Genomic DNA, 16,001 nt, shown 5'->3' with positions numbered 1-16,001 from the left:
GTTACCGTCTATATAGTTTTGTTGGTACTTATTTTGAACAAAGTTCAGTTAGGACTCCTAAAGTGGATTTTGGGTGAAGGAAGCCTATGTTCAGGCCTTCGGCGCCTTTGCGGGATTGTTGGTCTATTAATTGAACGCCTTTGTCTCCTGCCAGTTGCAACGCTTCGGTGGCGTCGTTTACGGCGAAAGCGATATGGTGAATGCCCGGCCCTTTTTTGGCAATGAATTTTCCAATAGGTCCATCTGGGGAAGTACTCTCTAATAGTTCGATTTTGGTTTGGCTAGTACCGACCAAAAAAAAGGCTGTCTTCACTTTTTGATCGACAACCTCTTCTATAGCATAGCACTTCATTCCTAAAATCTGTTCATAATATTTGATGGCTTCTTCTAGGTTTTCAACAGCAATTCCAATATGCTCAATGTGCGAAATATCCATGATTCATAGTTTATGTTATAATTCCGTTTGGTACATCAAAGCTATTGTAGGATTCCATTTTATATTATGATATATATCATGTAATAGGCGTTTTTTTAGGGAAATAGTTAACGAAAACGTAATAGTGGACAACTTTTTACCTGTTTTAAAATATAATTTTTTGCTTTTTATGGTCTGAATGACCAAAACCAAAGTGTTTTGTGTTTAATGTAGGGACGGATTTCTAGTTTTTCGATGCTTTCAAAGGGTATCATAAATGGTTTGGCACTCCTTATATAGCATCCCTATAGCTGCCCCATAGCAACTCTATGGATACCCTATGGGAACCTTATGGGAATAATTGATGCAGAAAAGTAGCAAAAGGCGAAGATGAAGTGAGTGTGAAAAGCTTCTAACGTCCCGAAAAGATGTAGTACCTTTATACTCAATTTGGGAATTTTCTTTTGAAGTTGGCCTTCGTGAAAATCCTTACACTATTCAATATAATATATTACATATGGTTCATACCTATCATATACATGGCATGTCCTGCAATGGTTGCAGAAAACATGTGGAAGACACCTTGTCTAAAGTAGCAAATGTTTCTAATGTCAATGTGAATTTGGAAGCAGCTGAAGCTACCATTGAAATGACTACTCACATTCCCATTGAAACCTTTCAAGATGCCCTAAAGGCAGATGGCGGACGTTATAGTATACACCTGCCGGGAGAAATACAGCTTAAGCCGGCAAAAAAAGAAGCACTTCCTAAAGGACAGGGAACAGGAGTGTTTTATTGCCCGATGCACTGTGAAGGCGATAAAACCTACGACAAACCAGGCGATTGTCCTGTCTGTGGAATGGATTTAGTAGAAGAGCAAAACTTGGCTGCAGTGGCATCTCAGCAGTGGACTTGCCCAATGCATCCTGAAGTTGTTAAAGATGAAGCAGGTGATTGCCCTATTTGTGGAATGGATCTAGTACCTGTAAAACCACAACTGTCCGCCGAAGAACAGACCTATAAAAAGCTTTTGAAAAAGTTTTGGTTGGCGGTAGCATTTACACTTCCTATTTTCTTTATTGCGATGAGCGACATGTGGCACAACAATCCCTTGAACGCTATAATGTCACAAAAATATTGGAATTGGGTGCAGTTTGTATTGTCATTGCCAGTAGTGTTTTATGCGGCTTGGATGTTTTTTGAACGAGCCTATAGAAGTATCAAAACCTGGAACTTGAATATGTTTACCTTAATAGGTATTGGTGCAGGGGTTGCTTGGGTGTTTAGTGTGGCCGGTTTGTTAGTACCAAATGTATTTCCAGAGCAGTTCAAAACAGACTCAGGAGTAGTACATGTGTATTTTGAAGCCACTACCGTGATATTGACTTTGGTATTGCTGGGGCAATTACTGGAAGCAAAAGCGCATAGTAAAACCAATTCTGCCGTTAAGGAGTTGTTGAAATTGGCACCTAACAAGGCTATAAAAGTTGTGGATGGTGAAGAGGAAGTTGTAAGCATTGATAAAATTGTTCTTGGAGATTTACTGAAGGTGAAGCCCGGTGATAAAATTCCAGTGGATGGGGAAATCGTACAGGGAGAATCGGCTGTAGACGAATCTATGATTACCGGGGAGCCTATCCCAGTAAATAAAAAGGAAGGCGACAAGGTAAATAGTGGGACTATTAATGGTAACCAAGTTTTCATTATGAAAGCCGAAAAGGTGGGGAGTGATACACTTTTGTCGCAAATTGTACAAATGGTAAATGAAGCCAGTAGAAGTAGAGCTCCAATCCAAAAATTGGCTGACCGTATTTCGGCATATTTTGTTCCAATAGTGGTTTTGGTATCCATCATCACCTTTGTAATTTGGGTGGTTTGGGGGCCTGAGCCAGCTTATGTATATGCTTTAATCAATGCTATTGCGGTTTTGATCATTGCGTGTCCCTGTGCTCTGGGATTGGCAACACCCATGTCCGTAATGGTGGGAGTGGGCAAAGGTGCCCAAAATGGTGTGCTCATAAAAAATGCCCAGGCTTTGGAAACCATGGATAAGGTAGATACCTTAATAATAGATAAAACTGGAACCATCACGGAAGGGAAGCCAACCGTAGAAAAAATAGAAGGTTTTGAGAATGGAAGTGATAACCATGATCTGTTGGTGCAATATGCGGCATCCCTTAATAGCAATAGTGGACACCCTTTGGCAGAAGCTATTGTAAAGCATGCTAAAAGCCAAAATATAAAGGTTTTGGAAGTGGATAAATTTGAATCCCTAACAGGAAAAGGTGTTCGGGGAACTGTGAATGGAACAGCTGTGGCTTTAGGGAATTTGAAATTGATGAAAGAAATAGGGGCAGCCATCACTCCCGAAATGGATCGAGAAGTTCAAACTTTTCAAGAGCAGGGAAAAACAGTGTCCTATTTGGCTATGGATACAATAGTGAAAGGCTATGTGGTGATTGGCGATAAAATAAAGGATACCAGTGCTAAAGCGATTAAGGAGTTTCAGGATTTGGGAATAGAAGTACTAATGCTTACGGGGGATAATGAGAAAACGGCCCATGCCGTAGCATCGGAGCTTAATGGTATTCATTTTAAGGCAGGATTGATGCCAGAGGATAAACTGAAGGAAGTAGCGCAGCTGCAAAGTCAAGGAAAGATAGTTGCTGTAGCAGGTGATGGTATCAATGATGCGCCAGCCTTGGCCAAAAGTGATGTGGGGATTGCTATGGGCACGGGCACCGATGTGGCTATTGAAAGTGCCATGATTACTTTGGTGAAAGGTGATTTGCAAAGTATTGTCAAGGCAAAAAATCTCAGTCATGCTGTCATGAAAAATATCAAACAAAATTTATTCTTCGCGCTTATTTATAATACCATTGGAGTCCCTGTTGCGGCAGGAGTCCTCTATCCGTTTTTTGGGGTGTTGTTGTCGCCTATGTTGGCCGCCCTGGCTATGAGTTTTAGTTCGGTATCGGTAATTGCCAACGCTCTTAGGTTGCGACGTACGGTTATTTAAATGTTAAGGGTTTTAGGTTTTATTGTTGATTGTTAGAGAAATAGAGCTGTGGTGGGCACTACGGAGCTTCTAAGTGAATATTATGTAAAATTTATGAAAAAAATCGATGAAACGCTTGTTTTTTACGTTTAATTGCATAAATTTGCTACAGTTAACGCCTTAAATCTAAACTATGAAAACTAAATTTACCCTATTAAGTATTGTTTTTATACTTGTTACGGGCATTGGTTTTGCCCAAAAGAATAAAGAGGAGTCTCCTAGTATTATTAGCGGTAAGGTCTCTATTGCAAAGTATCATGACAGAGATCAGTTGGAGCATATGCAAAAAGGAGAGTTGTTGGAGCTCTATAAGGAGCGAATTGAAGTTATCGTAAAAATCTTGCCTAATATTGCTTTTGCTACCAAGCCTGGTATTACAATGGCGTCTATGGGAATTCCTGAGACAAAGGATAACAAGAAAGCACTAGAGGATAATATTGAAGCTTCCAAGGACTATTTTGAAAGTACCATCGAATTTCAAAAACGTATTTTACCTTATTCAGATAAATCTAATTTAATCATGGCTATTCTTTTTTATGAGGAAACATTAAAATCGTTACATACGTACGACGATTTTTAATAGTTCATAAAACGAATAGTGTATAAGGTATGCTATCAAAACTCAAAAAGAAACCCCAATATGATGATGGGTTTTTTTTTCCGAGTTGGAGAAGCTGTAGTTAAAAAAGTCATTACAATATCATAATATAAAGTGTACCCCTGCTTTTAAAATTGAGAAGTAATATTGTAACGACCAAATAAGTTAAGATTGAAATTTCTTAAAGTATTAAAGAAATTCTGTAATATATTGAAAGTAAGATGATTCTTTCCTTATAATTATTAAAAGTAGGCTTTAGACTACAATTATATTGAAAAGATGTATTTGAACGACTTTTTTTGTATTTCGTAGAATTTGTTTATACTTTTGATGTATCAACAGTTAGAAGACCCTTAATCTATTAATAATTACATTACTTATGAAAAACTTTACTCAGACTCTATGTTTGTTTCTTTTGGCTGCGGTTAATCTGTTTGCCCAACAGGAGAAAGGAATCATAGGAACCACAAACTGGTTAAACAACTGGACCGAATTTAGACCCAACCATGTAGACTATGGTGAGCCAACTCAAATCTTGAGTGGGAATATTTCACAAGACACTAAGCTTTACAAAAAGGATACCTATTTATTATTAGGTAGCGTGTTTGTAACAGAAGGAGCCACACTTACAATTGAACCAGGAACCGTAATCCTTGGAGATTTTAAAACCAACGGAACTTTAGTAGTAAGTAAAGGTTCAAAAATTGTTGCTGACGGAATGGAAACCGACCCGATTATTTTTTCTTCCAATAGAAGTGTGAAGAAAGAAGGTGACTGGGGAGGGGTGTTCATTCTTGGAGATGCGCCAATCAATAAATTCGGAAACGGATCTTCTGTGAATTACGGATTACGTCCTACTTCTTTTGAATATATCAACTATGGAGGAGAGAATGTGGAATCCGATTCTGGAATTTTTAGATATGTAAGAATTGAATTTGCGGGAAGACGTACCAAGGAATTTGGTTTCTTCAACGGATTGACACTTGCGGGTGTTGGAAATAAAACCGTTGTTGAAAATATCATGGTAAGCTATTGCGAAGGAAACGCATTCAGTGTTATTGGAGGAGAATTCAACATGACACAGATGGTGTCTTTCAGAAGTAGCAGTGATGACTACAAATTTAACTACGGTGCACAATGCCATATTACCAATTCGTTGGCTATCCGTTCGCCATATGTGTCTGGAGCCGATGGCTCTAGATGTATGTATGTTGCTTCTTATGAAGATAAGAATGAAGTAGACCTTACGAAAAAAGGAACGGTTGTAAAAGCTGAAAACCTAACTTTGGTAAATGTTAGCGACAATTTAGCTTCCGATATCGAAGTTGGTTTGGTTAAAGAGGCCCTGTACATTGCGCAACATGCATCGTTGGAAATGAGCAAGAGTGTCATCTCTGGTTTCAATCCAGCGGTAATTCTTGACGACCACATTACTATTAATAATAAGAACTTAGACCGTATCAAGTTCAGTGAAATGTATTTCAACAACTGCAACGGAAATATTTTCACCGAGCACAATTCCAATAATGAAGATTTGGAAAACTGGTACGGAAACCGCGCGTTTTTTAACGTATACTCTAAAGGAAGTGACTCTGAAACGTTTATCGATTTAGCCAATTCAAAACGTCCTGACTTTAGATTGCGTATCAACAAAATTTATGCTTCCAATGCCGACTAGGCATTGGAAGATTTCCTAAGATGATTTTATAGGAGATACAATAGGGTGTGCTAATATTTCAAAACTACAGGAGATATAAGCAAACCCTTTTAGACCCTAAATCGGATTGATAAAACTGAAATCACGATATGAGATTCTTGACCTTTAAGGTTTAAGAATTTGAGAATGAATAATTGCTAAATGTAATTGAATGCAAAAAACTACTATCTTAAACAGACTTACTTTGCTATCTGGTTTCTGTATTTGGTTGTTCGTGCAACAAACAAATGCCCAGTTGGTCATTGGTACGCCTAACTTAGGATTTAGTCAGGCTTGTGCCAGTGAGTCGTTCAATACATATAATGTAACATTCGTGTTTTCTCCAGAAGCTATATTGGAAGCTTCCAACCAATTCGTCATCGAAATGTCTGATCCCGAAGGGGATTTTTCAACCCCTACAACAATATTCACTTCACAGCCAGGAGCTGTTACTGTGTCACCGGCAACTTTAAGTTTTTCATTGCCGACCACTACAGCTGGAGAAGGGTATAAGCTGAGAATAAAAAGTACAGCTCCTGTTGCTACAAGTGCAAAATCAACAGCCTTTGCGGCCTATTATAAAATTCAGGATAGCCCTTTTTCAATTAATAACTTGGTGTCCACTGGGGCATTTTGTTCTGGCGGAAGCTATTTGTTAACTATTGATAATCCTGGAACGGGAGAAAACGATTCTCCTTTAAATTATCCATCCCTAACCTTTAATTGGTTTAAGGAAACGGGACCTACTACGGCAGTTTTCATTTCACAGGGAACAACGTTGTCGGTTAATCAGGAAGGAACCTATTTTGCTGAAACCAATTATGGAACCTGTACTTCCAACTCGTTCTCAAATAGAGTAACTATTAGTGAAGTGTCTGCTGGTGAAGCCGATGCTACCATTGCTTCAAGTTTGGGAAATCCGTTTTGTCCAGATCAAGGTATGACCACTTTGGCAACCATAGGTGGTGTAAGCTACCAATGGTATAAAGATGGCGCGGCCATTTCTGGAGCAACAGAGCAAACCTATCAAACTAATGAATCTGGATTTTATTCAGTAGAAGTTGATTTGGGAAGTTGTGAAACCTCCGGTTCTATTGATTTAATCAGTGAGAGTTTTGAAAGCGAAATTAATGTTCCTGAGGAAAATCAATTGGAAGAGGGAGACTATTTATGGGTAGAAGTAACTACAACGGCTAACAGTCCGATTTATGAATGGTATTTTAACGGCAGTTTGATTCCTGAGGTTACAGAAGCTAGTTATGAAGCATATGACTACGGTTCCTATAAAGTTGTGATTACAGAAACCTCAGGATGTGAGACTTCACAAGAATTCATCTTTGTAATTGGAGAACCTATCGATCCCTTCCCGGAAGTAGGAAACATTCCTAATCTTATCAGTCCTAACGGCGATGGTATCAATGATACTTGGGTAATTCCACAGCAATATGTGAGTGGTTCCAATACTGAAATTGTGATTATGGATAGCCGTGGGAAAGTAGTGCATCAAACCAATAATTATATGAACAATTGGCCTGAAAACCAATTGGGAGTTAGCAGTATAAATCAAGTATTTTATTATATCATCACCAGTCCTGGGCAAGACTCTAAAAAAGGTTCTATAACCGTTGTAAAGTAACATGAAAGCGTACCTTTTGGCCATAGTACTACTAATCTGTTCCGTACAGATGACCTATTCTCAAGAAGAGGATGGGGTAGTATCGTTTGCTATACCGGTACGTAATTCTTTGCGTTTCAATAGATATGTGTTAAATCCAACTTTCAGTTTTGTAAGAGAGCAACACAAATATCTTAGTTTCAATAATAAAAGGGAATGGGTGCAGTTTGAAGATGCCCCACAAACCTATTTGGGAAGTTTTTCCGGAAGGTTTAAGGAAAACATTGGAATGGGAATTGGACTGTTCCAACAAAATTATGGAGTCCTGACTACTTTTGGAGGGCTTTTGAATTTTGCTTACAACGCACAATTAAATCGTGAAAACAATCTTACGTTCGGATTGAACGTAGGCGCTTATAAAAGTGGTGTGAACAATGGAAATGTTGTGACTAATTATGATGATCCTTCATTGAACAACATCCCTTCCAATTTTTTACTGACCATAAATCCTGGAATCAATTATGGTACAGGCTTTTTCGATTTCGGACTGGCGTTGACCAATTTGGTGCTTTATAATGTAAATGCTTCTCAGCTTATCAAGGACATTCCAGATCAGGGAATACAAGGACATGTTATGTATACAGGTTATATGGACAGCCGAGGTTTCTTCGATCAAAGTAGATTCCAAGCTTTGGTAAGATCGGAGTTCAGATCAGATGAAACCATTGTATCAGGTTTGGCTATGTTAATGGTACCTAAAGGTATTTGGGGACAAGTGGGATATAATACATTATATGGAGCGTCTGCAGGAGTGGGATTGAACATCACCTCGCAAATTGCCATTGAATATAACTTTGAAAAGGCTGTTGGTGAGTTCACCGATTTTGGTCCTTCACATGAAATTACTCTTGCCTACAGATTTAATAATACAGAACGTTTTTATTATAGTAGAGAAGACAAGGTGAGTGCCATTGTCTTCCCTGAAAAGAGAAGAAAACCTGTTTCCAAAAAGTCTAAACAACAGGCAGAAGCCAATAGAAAAGCGGCTATTGCTCGTAGAGAAGAAGCAAAGGCTAAGGCTGAGGAGGAGGCTAAATTAGCAGCAGAAGCTAAAGCATTGGCAGATGCCGAATCAGCAAAATTGGCAGCGGAGGCTGAAGAGACACGTTTGGAGAAAGAAGCTGAAAGCAAAGCATTAGCTGAGGAGCAAGCTAGATTAGCAGAGGAAGCGGCAGCTAAAGAAAAGGCTGAGGAGGATGCAAGGTTGGCTGCGGAAGCTGAAGCTCAACGATTGGAAGAGGAAGAACGTGCTAAGGCCGTTGCGGAAGCTAAGGCAAAAATAGCAGCGGAGAAGAAAGCAAAAGCATCAGAAGAAGCTCGTTTGGCTGCTGAAGCTGCAGCAATAGCAAAAGCTAATGAGGAAGCTAGGTTGGCTGCCCAAGCAAAAGCTAAAGCACAAGCTGAGGAACAAGCAAGATTGGAATCTGAAGCACTGGCGAAGGCTCAAGCGGAAGAAGAAGCGCGTTTGGCTGCAGAGGCTAAAGTAAGAGCCCAAGCCGAGGAAGAAGCAAGGTTAGTTGCTGAAGCTGCAGCAAAAGAAAAAGCAGCAGAGGAAGCTCGATTGGCCGCTGAAGCAAAAGTTAAGGCTGAGGCAGAAGAGCAAGCAAGATTGGAAGCAGAAGCATTGGCCAAAGCTCAAGCCGAAGAGGAGGCACGACTGGCTGCAGAGGCTGAAGCTAAAGCAAAAGCTGAAGAAGAGGCCAGATTGGCTGCTGAAGCAGAAGCCGCAAGATTGGCGGAGGAAGCTAAAGCTAAGGAAGTGGTATCTGACAAGCAAAAGGCTATGGAGGCCACAGACGATTTGGCCAAGTCTATGAATGAAATTACGAAGTTGACCGAAACGGATAGTACGGCACAAGTAGACTTAATCACGAGGTATAAGGAAGCCATCGCGATAAAGAATCAGGATCTTAAGGATTTGAAAGAGGAAAATGATTTGGGTGATCAAGGAATTGTAGTAGCTCCAAAACCATTTAAGAGTATCTCTGCCGAAAACAGAGCCATCGAAGCCTTGAAGGCAGATATCGATCAAATCATCGATACCCGTACTCAGCGTATTGAAGAATTGGAAGAGCTATACGAGCAAAGACTTCAGTTTGCGCCAATAGAAAATGATCCTGTAATGCTGTATTACAAGAAAACTATTAAGCGATTAAAGTCTGAACAATTGAAAGCCATGGATACCAAAGCAAGTTTAACCACTACTTTGGAAGGCATCAACAGAGCTACCGAAATAGAAAGAAAACGTAGAATCAAACGTGCAGCCTATGACAATGAAGATGACAGATACATGCGCGATAGGTTGGCATTGAAAAATATCAAGCAAAGTACGCCATTGAGATCGGCGCCATTAAAAACGGAAGAATTCAATTTTGGAGAAGACCTTGGAGGAAATATCCAAATTGTGAAAAATGTTAAGAATGTAGAAAGTGGTTATTACATGATTTTGGCAGTCCATAACGATGTTGCCAAGAGAGATGATTTCTTAACGAAGGTAGTGTCGTCTGGAAGAACCGATGTGGATTTCTTCTATGACGTAAATACCAGTAAATATTACATCTATTACCAAAAATTTGATGCCATCGAACAGGCTAATGAAGCGATGAAATCAAAAGGTAATAGACCATATAATCAGAAGCTATCAATAATTAAAATAGAGAATTAAGTATTTAAAAATTAGAAAATTGAATTAAAAATAGTAGTAATGGCAAGCCTGTTTTTTGCAATGCCCCTTGTAGGAAATAGGATTTTAAAACAGAAACACCATGAAAACGCCTACTTATTATAGACCTTACCTTTTAGGTTTATTTCTGTTACTGATGAGCTTTGGTATGATGGCCCAAACCTATGAACCATTTACCATTAGAGAGAAAATAGAAGTAAAAGGGAGTATGCTGGTTATAGGAAACAATATCCTTGGTCAAAATAATTTGCCAGGGAATAATAATTCCATCGATAACCAAGATGTCAGCATGCAATACATTGATATAGATTCGGACACTTCTACATTTAGTTCTAGTAGTGCCGATATCGTATTACCTCCTCAAGAAGATGGTAGTGAAACTACTTGTTATTCGGTAGCTTATGCCGCTTTGTATTGGGGAGCGACGCTTCAAAATGGAGATCGAACCAATATAAATAAGGTTAAGTTCAAAACTCCGGAAGGTACTTCTTATGTAGATATTACAGGAGAACTTATATACGATGCCGTTGTAAATCCTATTGTCTCAGAAACTGGTGAACCAGGAAACACGCCTTATGCTTGTTATGCAGAGGTAACGGATATATTGGGAGATTTAACTGACGTGGAAGGGACCTATACGGTTGCCAATGTTATTTCTAGTGAAGGATCCAATTACTCAACGGGACTATCGGCAGGATGGACTCTTTTTGTGATTTATGAAGACCCTAACCTTCACATGAAATCCTTCACAACCTTTGATGGTTTCAGTCATATTTACGATGATCATTATGAGGAAATCCCTGTGGATGGCTTTACGACGCCTCCAGCAGGACATATCGATTTACAGTTTGCTTATGCTGTTTTAGACGGTGATAAAAATAATAGAGCCACTAAGCTTGAAATCAATAACAAAGAGGTTACCACCCCTTTAAGACCTGCCAACAAATTTTTTGGATCTGTTATTGAAAACATGAATGGAGTGTCTTATCCTAGAAATCCTTCAGGGACAAATACTTTGGGGTATGATACAGGTTTTTTGGAAATTGTAAATTCAGAGCCTGAATACATAGACCACAGTGAAACCTCTGCATCTTTTACACTACAGGTAGCCAGAGGACAAGCGGATCCATTGTTTTCGTTTTTCAGTGCTTTTGCTGTGGATATCATTTCACCAGAAATAGAACTGGTAAAAATTGTAGAGGATGAATTTGGAAATGAAATAAATGGAGACGATGTTATTTTAGGCCAAAACCTGTTCTACGAAATAAGCTATCAAAACATAGGAAACGAAGATATTACCAATTTTACGTTAACCGATATTCTTCCTGAAAATATTGTTTTTGATCCAGCTACAGATATTGATTTGACCAACTCAGGAGGCGCAACATTGTTATCTTACGATCCAGTAACACGCACTATTGTGTTCGACATTCCTGATGAATCTGTAGAATTTGGAGATCCTGTGTTTGTGATTCGTTTAGCGGTACAGGTAGTTCCAAATTGTTACGATTTAAGTCAGGCTTGTTCCAACGAAATCGTAAATCAGGCTTTTGCCACCTACACCGGAGCAATTAGCTCTATCACTGTGGAAGACCAACCAAGTTATGTCTCTGTAGAATGTAACAGCTTCCCGCAACCAACCAACTTTTTGGTGGATATTTCTAATTGTGATTATGAAAGAGAAGAGGTGCTATGTGGAGGAAGTGTTGAATTAACTGCAGCCGATGGTTATGAATCCTACTCTTGGTCAACCAGCCCAACTGGTTCACCGGTTATAGGAACAACACAAACCATTACGGTAACCGAAACAGGAACCTACTATGTAAACAATACTGCTCCGGCAACTTGTTTGTCAATAGAAGAAGTGGTAACAGTGGTGTTGTACGGAACAACCCAAACAAACCCAGTGATTCCTTATGCAGATGAAGTAGTCATCTGTCCAAACGATGGAAAAGAACTGCCAAATATCTTTTTATGTGGTGCTAATGATTCACGTGATATTTTAACCGGGATTAGTGATGCAGCTTCTATAATCTGGGAGAAATTGGATGAGTCTAGCTGTGAAGCTGTGGCAACGCCAGATTGTGCCAACGAAAATGATGCCTGTACTTGGAACCAATTAGGAACAGGTCCAGATTTTACAGCTAACACCTCAGGACAATTCAGGTTGGTAATCAACTATCCAGGGGGGTGTTACAGTATTTTTTACTTCAATGTATATCAAAACTTATTGAATCCTACAGCAACAGCTCAGGATATCATTTGTGAAACACCTGGCCAAATTACCGTAGGAGGTGTACCTTCTGGATATGAATACAGTATTGATGGAGTGAATTACCAATCTAGTAATGTCTTTACGGTGAATTCCCCAGGATATTATACCATTTACATCCAACAAATAGGAGTAGATACCAACCCTTGTATTTTCGAAACACCGAGTGTACATGTGATGGAAAGAGAGTTTTCTGTGGTTAGTAACATTACCCAACCAGAATGTTATGGTGACTTTGGAAGTGTGCATTTAGCAGTTAATGAAGCCTTACCTCAATATTACTATAGCCTTTACCAAGGCGGAACTTTTGTGGATGGCGTTGGACCTATCATGGCGAGCGATTATGAATTTGCCTCATTAAATCCTGGAAATTATACTGTTAATGTAAGTACCGATAATGGATGTTTGCATACAGAAGAAATTGAAATTGTAGAGCCTCCAATGATTGAGGTGTCTGCAGCCTTAACAACACCGCTTACCTGTACGGATGGGGTGATTACGGTTTATGCTTCAGGAGGAACGCCTCCTTATTACTATTTTGTAAATAGTGATACAGATTTCCAATCATCTCCTGAAATTGCAGTGTCCACACCTGGTTTATATGAAATTACGGTGATGGATGCCAATAACTGTACGGCAACTACGTCTATAAATGTGGAAGCAATCCCTGCACCAGAATATACAATTTCTCAGACGAATATTACTTGTATAAGTTCTGGCGATACGGGAACTATAACTATTGAAGTTGTAGATGCCAATGGGAATGCATTGCAGTTCAGCATCGACGGGGGATTGACTTTTGTGAGCTCACCAATGTTCACAGGTCTAACAGAAGGCGACTACGAAGTGGTGCTCCAATATACCTTGGGAAGTTCAGTGTGTCTAACGGACCCCCAGACGGTGACCATCACGGCCAACGACCCAATCGTGGGCGTTGCCGAGTTGACTTCACCCTATACCTGTAGCAGTACCGGGACTATCACGGTAAATAACGTTTCCGGTGGCGTAGCGCCATACACCTATAGCCTTGACGGAGTGACCTTCCAATCGGGCAGTACCTTTACGGGACTGACCGCTGGCACTTATACGGTGACGATTCAGGACGCCACGGGCTGTACCTATATTACCAATGCGGTGGACATTGCGCCTTTGGACCCACCGACCGATATGGACTTTACCAGCACGCCTGTGACCTGTCCATCCAACACGGCTACAATTACAGTTGCTACGGTAACGGGAGGCACGGGAGCCCTGGAATACCAGATCATCGCACCGGCCTCGGCAGCCACTGCCTACCAGGCCTCCAATGAATTTGCAGGATTGGAGCCGGGCACCTATACCTTCCAGGTGAAGGATGCCAACGACTGTACCTATGCAGAAACCTATACCATCGATCCGCTTCCGGCGCTAACCATGGGAGCTGTCCTTGTAAAGGACCTTGACTGTACCACATCTCCGGATGCCATCATCGAAGGGACCATAGGCGGAGGGACCCCGCCATATACCTATGCGGTATCGATTGGCGGAGCTGCCTACAGTGCATTGGGCGCTACGGGAGCTACCTTTACCTATACTACGGCCGTTGCCGGGACCTACCAGTTCCAAGTAACCGATGCCAGTGGGTGTACGGCAGAAACGGGCGTGATCACAGTTCAGCCCATTTCCATGCCTGACCTAACGGTGGACCTGCATGCGCCAATATTGTGTAATGGCGATGCCAACGCCTCGATAGACGTGACCATCGACACCACGGTAGGGACGCCACCGTTCACCATCAACGTCACCAACGACACCACGGGAGTGGACTATGGCACGCAGACCTCAGGACTTACGGCGGGCACCTATACGGTAACCCTTACCGATGCCAAGTCCTGTGAAGCTACTGAAACAGTGACTATCGGGGAACCGGATGCCATAGCAGTGGACTACCATACCATAGATATCACCTGTACCTCTACGGGGGTATCCCAGGGATCCATCATTATCGATGGGGTAACGGGAGGTACGGCGCCATATAACTATTTTGTGACCGGAACCAACGGTTACGACAACTCCGAGCTGAACGCCACGGGCTCCACTTCGGTGAGCTTTGACGTGGTGGACTTCGGGCTTTACCAGATCAACATCGTGGATGCCAACGGCTGTTCGGTTTTGATCCAGGATGTTTTGGTGGCCTCGCCACCGACCGATCTTGATATCAATATCGCCAGCACGGTGGACTGTACCACAGGAGGAGAGGCTGTAGTGAGCATCGGTTCCACCTTGGTAAGCTCTGGACCATTTTATTTCAGCATCTACCAGGGACCGGTATCGGTATATCCAAACCCATCGGGATCATGGATCCCGGAGGATGCCCCGGGCAGCCAGTCGGCCACCTTTACGGGACTGACCCCAGGGGTGAGCTATACCTTTATTGTATACGATGCATCGACCAACTGTAGCTATTTTGAACCGGCCACCTTACGCAGGAACCTGCAGGGGTGACCGGATCTGGAACGGTAGGGGGCAATGGCTCCTTGACGGTAACGGACCTAGGACCGCTTCCTTTTGGAAACTACTACGTACTGATCACGGAGAACACGGGGCCGAATGCCGGCTGTAGCATCGTGACCATTCCGTTCAACATAACCGAATCGGAGATCCCTTTGAGCCTGAGCACATCGATCGACCAAAATGCGAACTGTAACGTAGCCTCTGGACAGATCAGTGCGGTGGGACACGACGGAACGGCGCCTTACCAATACCAAGTGACAACCACAGCAACCGCTCCTTCGGAAACGGATGCAGCATGGGCCTCGGCCAGTACCTTCAGCTTGGATGCAGGGGACTACTATGTACATGTGATGGATGCCTATGGCTGTATCGTGAGCAGTCCGGTGGTGGTACTGCCAGCGGACCCTTCCCCGGAAATCTCGGCAACGCTTGCCGATGAATGTCTGGATGTGGACGGTACCTATGAAATGACAGTGAGCCTTGACATTGCAGGAATCCCTCCATATAGCTATAGCATCGATGGCGGCGCCTTCCAGACACAAACGGCACCGTTTACCATAACGAACCTAGCCTCGGGCGACCATACGGTAGAGGTGAAGGATGCCAACGGCTGTGGGAACACGGTAACGGTGAGCATTGCTGCGCCGCTGAACATAACGCCATCTGTAGAGGCACTGCCTACCTGTAACAACGACGATGGACAATTGTCCATTGCAACTGTGGGAGGTTCAGGAACATTTACCTATACCATCAGTCCGGATCCGGCCACGGCAAGCCTGTCGGGCAATGTGTTCTCGGGACTGCCTTCGGGACTGTATACCATTACGGTTACGGATATGGTGACTTCCTGTGAGGAAGTTGTAGAGGTATCCTTGCCGGCAGCGGTACTGCCAACCTTTACGACCACGCCAAGTACCGTGACCTGTTTTGGTGACGATACGGGCGCCTTCGATATCAACGTGTCCAACTACTCCGGAGCCTATACCTATGAGGTATTCGACAATGCCGGGGTATCGGTAACGGGAGCGGTTGTTGCCAATACGGCTACCAACCCACAAACGGTAACAGGCATGAATGCCGGTACCTTTACGGTGGTGATCACCGAAACGGA

7 protein-coding genes and 1 pseudogene are annotated in these 16,001 nt (G+C 42.0%); 7 read left to right on the top strand and 1 reads right to left on the bottom strand.

Annotated elements, in window-relative coordinates:
* Positions 1–28: 28 nt before the first annotated feature.
* Entirely contained in the window at positions 29–436 is a 408-nt protein-coding gene (mce, locus tag BKM32_RS14155; RefSeq protein ID WP_053977117.1) for a methylmalonyl-CoA epimerase, read from the bottom strand.
* A gap of 496 nt (positions 437–932) precedes the next feature.
* On the opposite strand from mce, the gene BKM32_RS14150 reads away from it, so the two are divergent.
* The 7 genes and pseudogenes from BKM32_RS14150 to BKM32_RS14120 all read left to right on the top strand — a co-directional run.
* Entirely contained in the window at positions 933–3,434 is a 2,502-nt protein-coding gene (locus tag BKM32_RS14150) for a heavy metal translocating P-type ATPase (RefSeq protein ID WP_076664501.1), read from the top strand.
* A gap of 172 nt (positions 3,435–3,606) precedes the next feature.
* Positions 3,607–4,053, top strand: a complete 447-nt coding sequence (locus tag BKM32_RS14145) for a hypothetical protein (protein ID WP_053977115.1) — start codon at positions 3,607–3,609, stop codon at positions 4,051–4,053.
* Positions 4,054–4,450: 397 nt separating this feature from the next.
* Positions 4,451–5,749 carry a hypothetical protein gene (locus BKM32_RS14140; protein WP_076664499.1) on the top strand — a complete coding sequence of 433 codons (1,299 nt, stop codon included), beginning with the start codon at positions 4,451–4,453 and terminating at the stop codon, positions 5,747–5,749.
* Positions 5,750–5,939: 190 nt separating this feature from the next.
* Positions 5,940–7,403: a gliding motility-associated C-terminal domain-containing protein gene (locus BKM32_RS14135; protein WP_076664497.1), complete on the top strand. Its 1,464-nt coding sequence runs from the start codon at positions 5,940–5,942 to the stop codon at positions 7,401–7,403.
* A gap of 1 nt (position 7,404) precedes the next feature.
* Positions 7,405–10,107 carry a type IX secretion system membrane protein PorP/SprF gene (locus tag BKM32_RS14130; protein ID WP_076664495.1) on the top strand — a complete coding sequence of 901 codons (2,703 nt, stop codon included), beginning with the start codon at positions 7,405–7,407 and terminating at the stop codon, positions 10,105–10,107.
* A 100-nt stretch (positions 10,108–10,207) separates the two neighbouring features.
* Positions 10,208–14,881: a hypothetical protein gene (locus BKM32_RS14125; protein ID WP_083702198.1), complete on the top strand. Its 4,674-nt coding sequence runs from the start codon at positions 10,208–10,210 to the stop codon at positions 14,879–14,881.
* Positions 14,878–16,001: pseudogene (locus BKM32_RS14120) on the top strand (chromophore lyase); the annotation flags it as partial. The gene BKM32_RS14125 and the pseudogene BKM32_RS14120, both read left to right, overlap by 4 nt.

It is taken from the genome of Mangrovimonas sp. DI 80, from assembly GCF_001975575.1.
GTDB lineage: Bacteria > Bacteroidota > Bacteroidia > Flavobacteriales > Flavobacteriaceae > Mangrovimonas_A > Mangrovimonas_A xylaniphaga.
Note: the sequence above shows the minus strand (reverse complement) of the source record. Positions and strands in the feature narration are given on the sequence as shown.